Origin of the sequence: Paraburkholderia sp. SECH2 (assembly GCF_030464795.1) — a bacterium.
GTDB classification, from domain to species: Bacteria; Pseudomonadota; Gammaproteobacteria; order Burkholderiales; family Burkholderiaceae; genus Paraburkholderia; species Paraburkholderia aspalathi.
Window position 1 is genome coordinate 1 of the sequence record NZ_JALPRH010000061.1, and the last position, 5052, is coordinate 5052.

At 54.3% G+C, this 5052-nt stretch carries 3 protein-coding genes and 2 pseudogenes; 1 reads left to right on the forward strand and 4 read right to left on the reverse strand.

Annotation, left to right across the window (positions count from 1 at the left end; all coding sequences use genetic code 11):
• Nucleotides 1-920 (reverse strand): ESPR-type extended signal peptide-containing protein (locus M0D66_RS37790; RefSeq protein WP_266212944.1); only part of this gene is annotated, 920 nt, incomplete at its 3' end.
• Between the two features lie 185 nt (nucleotides 921-1105).
• Between M0D66_RS37790 and M0D66_RS37795 the strand changes: the two are divergent.
• Nucleotides 1106-1228, forward strand: a pseudogene (locus M0D66_RS37795) (transposase domain-containing protein); the annotation flags it as partial.
• 734 nt (nucleotides 1229-1962) lie between these two features.
• On the opposite strand, the pseudogene M0D66_RS37800 reads toward M0D66_RS37795, so the two are convergent.
• From M0D66_RS37800 to M0D66_RS37810, 3 genes and pseudogenes are all read right to left on the reverse strand, one after another.
• Nucleotides 1963-2073, reverse strand: a pseudogene (locus tag M0D66_RS37800) (IS5/IS1182 family transposase); the annotation flags it as partial.
• A gap of 251 nt (nucleotides 2074-2324) precedes the next feature.
• Nucleotides 2325-2489: an FAD-dependent oxidoreductase gene (locus M0D66_RS37805; RefSeq protein WP_266212945.1), complete on the reverse strand. Its 165-nt coding sequence runs from the start codon at nucleotides 2487-2489 to the stop codon at nucleotides 2325-2327.
• A 1209-nt stretch (nucleotides 2490-3698) separates the two neighbouring features.
• Nucleotides 3699-4142, reverse strand: coding sequence for an SET domain-containing protein-lysine N-methyltransferase (locus tag M0D66_RS37810; protein ID WP_266212946.1), 444 nt, complete (start codon nucleotides 4140-4142; stop codon nucleotides 3699-3701).
• Between the last annotated feature and the right edge of the window lie 910 nt (nucleotides 4143-5052).

A 5052-nucleotide genomic window follows, 5' to 3' on the forward strand; every position in this document is an offset into this window, starting at 1 on the left:
GCGTCGATCGAAAAGGCACCCAAGGCGTTGGTGCCAGTCACGTTGGTATCCGTGTCCGCCACCAGCGCCGCACCCGAGTCCATCCAGACTGACTTCACCTGCCCGCCCGCAAATACCTTCAGCATCCCACGGCTGTCAACATATCCGTTCGATGCCGTGCCGCCATCAGATACCGTCAGCGCTCCGCCGCTTCCAACACCTGGGTTAAGGGTCGCGCCCCCAGCAGAGATAATTTGCTGGCCTCCCGAAACAATATAAGCATCGGCTGCCACGCCCCCACTCAGGATCTGCGATTGCCCACGACCGTTGATTTGCGTGTCATTGGCCTTCCCACCATCGGCCACGATCTCGGTGCCACCGCTGGTAACGAAGGTACGGTTGGAACTCCCTCCACTCAGTATCTGTATCAGCCCTCCATCGCCGACTAGAGTGGTATTCGCCGAGCCGCTGCCTGCTACGGTCTGTTGGCCACTCAGGGAAGTGTTCGAAGTCACACCGCCGGTCACCGCAAGAAGACCACCGCGACTAACGACCGTACCGTAGGCAGACCCTGCAATGACGGCCTGGATACCAGAGCTACCTACCGATGTATACAATGAGCTACCGCCCGCTAACGACTGTGTCCCGCTGCTGACGTAAACACCGTTTGTGGTGCCGCAACCCCCGCTACAAAATACTGTCTGTGTACCGCCATCGTCGATAACTTCATTGATGACATACCACACCCCATTACTGGGAACATTTTCTGTGTAGGCGCAATTCGCCTCCTCAGGCACCAGTGAGGCGCAGAGCACTATCAGACACGTAACCGCACGCAGGCTCTGCAGGGGGTTCTGCTTGCCTTGACCACGTGAAGTCTCGGCAACGGCTATCCGCATCGACCGCGTGGCACTCCAAACTATCTTGTATGTGGTATTCATACACGTCTCTTTTTGTTCGCGCCCAAACTTGGGGCACTCAGCGACACCTGATTACGGCCCAAGCCATTCGTTTTGCATACGCGACCAATCTTAACTATCGAGAAGACTTCTGTAAGGCCAATATTGTTTCGCGCAGTTGCGTCGAATGCTCTGCCCCCATCACCACGATCGGACGGTTACCAAGCAAGGCCAATCGAATCGACCCGTATCGCTACTTCACCTAGCTGTTCCAGCGGTTGCCTCTGGCAAAGACGGTCGATGACTACGACGCGCTGCTTCCCTGGAAGCTGCCGGCCAATCTCTGCTGATCGCGGTCCTACCACGCGTCACGCGCTCCGCCACCTGAATTGAGCGGCGTTGCTGATGGACCGCATACGATTTAGGAATCGATCTAACGCCTGGAAACGATGTTCGGTAGCTCGCCGTGTGAGGGCGGCTTCAGCGACCTGAGTGAAACCGTGAACAGCACCGGGATAGACCGCCAGCTCAATTGGAACACCTGCGGTCTCATCGCCACGCCAATTTGCATTGACATGAATCCCGCATGGACACGCGCTACGCTTAACGGAAACGTAATCTGGCAGGAGATGGCCTACCATGCCTAGCATGACTGCCATTGCATGGGCCATATGAAGGTCCAAAGAGCGCGTTCAATCCTCACTGGCAGCCGCGTGCAGACGAGGATCTCGACGTCGGCCGAATGATGCACCGCTATAAAGCTGCAGGAGACGAACCACCCACATAGCGATGCGCCCGCATGCGATCTACAGAAACTGCTGAAAAAAAGTCCGCCCCGGGGAGCGGGCAACGATTTGTCGGAGAAGGAATTTCGTAGGAGGCCCAATATAGAGGGGCGATTTCTTTGGTCAGCCTCAGTATTTTGTTTCTTCCGATTTCTCGAAATTGTCGACGAGTTCGGCAAGTCAACCGTATGGAACGATCCGTTTCCTCCCGACAATGCTGCGCCCGCAGAGACTTTGAATTCGATGGACGATGAAGACATCGCATCTATGCTTGGCAATGCGCCTGAGGGCGTCGTGGGTTCGAAGTGGATGCGCAGTCGTCGGAAGTCGTGAAGCCACGAGAGGGTTCGCTTGACGACCCGGCGTGTTTTGCCCAGCCCGCTGACGTGAAGCTCGCCGCGTCGAGCGATTTCGGTGGTGATGCCGACTGCGTGTAGCGGGCGGCCGCGCTTGCCGCCAATCGGCGTTAGCGCCGAGGAACTGGAATCTCGCATTCGCCTCGCTCAGCAAACGCGCTTCCTTGTCGAGAGGTTCACGTCGGTCACCCCATGCGACAGTCAAAAAGCCACGCGGATGTACCAGCGGGTCATCCGAGAATCCGGAAGGGGGATCCACAAGAAAGGAGCGGCTCGCCATCGCGAGCGATCGCATCGTATCGGCTTCAATCAGCAACGCTGAAGACTGCCGCCGATCGTTCGGGACGGTGGTGTCCGGGGAGTCGCTCCTGTTCCAGCAGGGTAATCGCGCCGTGCGGTGCCAGAAATGAGCTGATGGACGCGCCCGCGATGCCTGCGCCGATCACGATGTAATCACTGGTTAGCGTCATCAGACCGTCCCGTTGTCGTTCATGGCACGCTTTTCTTTCTCGCTGAAGTCCAGCGTCATCCCGCCATACGACGCGTCAACATCAATTGAATGCACATCCACAGAGCGACGAGGTGAGAATTGACCTATTAGAAAGATTACGAGTGTTACGCAGTAGCCATGGCCAAAAAATTGTTTCACATCGCTTCGCGTCATGGGTCGACAATTAAACTTAACCATATATCGACAAAATGGCGAACACGGCAAAACGGCGATCGGCATCATCGATGCACTTCAGACGGCAGTGCGCATGGGCCGAACTTCGGAATCTTGCCGACATCGGACCTGGTTTGGCCGGGGACGATGTCAATTGATGGACGGGGGGAACGGATTGACGCTATGACTCGTCCGTCGCACCATGATCCGTCCGCATCATGGACCTACCAAAGTACGCCGGGGCTGATCCCGGACATCAAAACGTGTTGGGTGCACCGAGGACTTGTCCCCGCGGTTGCGCATGCTCAAAAAAAGCCCGCTCCTAGGAGCGGGCAACGATATGCCGGAGACGCCAACCGAGAATTTCAGTATAGGAGAATCGCTTAATTCAACACGAACTTTATTGTTTCTTTTTATTGCATAACTTCGTCTGTTTCACCCGAGCACTCATCAATCATCGAAACATCAGCGCCTTTGTTCGATTTCAATAAAAATTGATCAATTGAATTCGCCAATCATTGTCGATGCAACCCGTCGAAATAAATTAAGAAATTTCATTCAGGATGCGAAGCTATACTGAGTCTGGATAATATCTCGCTTACCTAATCAGTTATGCGTATCAATGCAGGGCGCAAAAGCTTGCAGGGCAACCAGATCAACCGTCTGTATGAATGGATCACCTAATATCATTGCGCCCCACGCGTCACGTTTTTTCTCCTCACCCTGGAGCCATCCCTGTTCGCGCGATACGCGGGTCAGTTCCACCTTGCCACAAGGCGAGCCTGAGTGTCTTCATTGCGATGAGACAGCCGCCCGCGAGTCAGTGTGCGGGAGGTTCGAGAACGAGAACTCGCACACTCACGGGTATTGTCTCCCTTCATCTGGAGCCGGTCATGTATGCGTGCACCCGATCTCATTCGTTGAGGAGCTCATGCGTCATGCCCATGACTTCCGGTTCAAGCGCGCCTGACCGCAGAAATATCCATTCCGACGGCGGCGTCGCCGGATCTCGACGTTACGCTATGATCCATCCACCACGGAACTGCTCGCGACAGAATTCAGGCACAGGCATGTTATTGAGCTTGCAGACCTGCCTATAATCCAGCGTGATCTCATCCCCTCTTCTGATATTTCTCAAGCACCTGGCGATGATTAAATGTTCTGATTTTTTGTACACTGCCAAATTCGGTGAAGAACTATGATTTACGTAGTCGATTGCCGACAATGACGACCATTCATCCGTCAGATCCCAATACCTATTTTCACCAAGATGGTCCTTGAATGGCAGTGCCGCTTCATAGCGTACGAAGGCGACGCCCATTTCAAAGCGCTTCGGATACGTCCGCTCAGAGAAAAGACCACGTCCGTGAATTCTGGAAGGTTTGATTTCAAAGTTCTCTCCTGCCAGGTGAACAAGCTCTTCATCACGATCTTTAGCGCGAATTTCCATGCTTTTCATATTTGCTCGAGAAATGTAAAAACTTAGCTGAAGCTAGAATCTTTTCGTGGGCTATCGGCTTGAAAAGAACTATTCCCTTCCTTTCAGATGACTCAGAATAGTCAAGGCGAGACATTGATACCGAACGAACCGGATCACACCGCTTCGCCCCTCGAACCAGCAAAAATGGTAGAGCCCAAGGACATGCCTTGCCCTCTTCCCCACTCAGATTCAGTGGAACGAAACCTACTAGCACCCGGGACCAAAAGCATCCTGCTGGACCCACACTCCATTCAATCCCGAAACAAAATTAGTAGAGCTGATGTAGCTCGTCAGCGTCAATCGCAGGAATGTGGATTTCATCCTATAAGACATTCCCGATCCGGGGGGGCAGACGACATAAGGTGAAATAATTTTGTCCTAACTACGTGTGCGTCCCCGAGCATCATTTGTCTTCGACATCGGGCGCCCAAGGTGCAACGGAACTTGACCGCCGACGGATTTAAACCTCGGTGCGCCTACCGGTTAGCAAAGCTGTGATCACGCGTCTCGCTGCTGCTCTGACCGAGCTTGATACGGAATTCGAGTGCATCGCCCTCCTGCTTCTGCTACCACGGCCACGGTAGATATCGCGGCCATGATATCTACCGTGGCCGTGGTAGGTATCTCCTGCTTTTTAATTGACTAAGACTGTGCGCAGTGGGGCCCGAACCTGTAACGACCGGAGGCCTGCTGCGATTCACGCTCCATGACGCCTGCAGGCGTCATTCTTATAAAGCGTTTTGGATTCCACGACGCCTGTGGGTGTCATCCGTGTCCGTTCAAACGGCAATTTCGAATCTATGACGCCTGTGGGCGTCATGTGGCGGGGCTTTGTCAGCAGGGTCCTTGCGCGGCGGCCTGGGAGCGGGTAGAAAGAGCGCATTGACCT

Excerpts from the sequence above, each read along its gene's own strand:
- M0D66_RS37805 (WP_266212945.1), bottom strand. The coding sequence starts at position 2,489 with ATGACGCTAACCAGTGATTACATCGTGATCGGCGCAGGCATCGCGGGC.
- M0D66_RS37810 (WP_266212946.1), bottom strand. The coding sequence starts at position 4,142 with ATGAAAAGCATGGAAATTCGCGCTAAAGATCGTGATGAAGAGCTTGTT.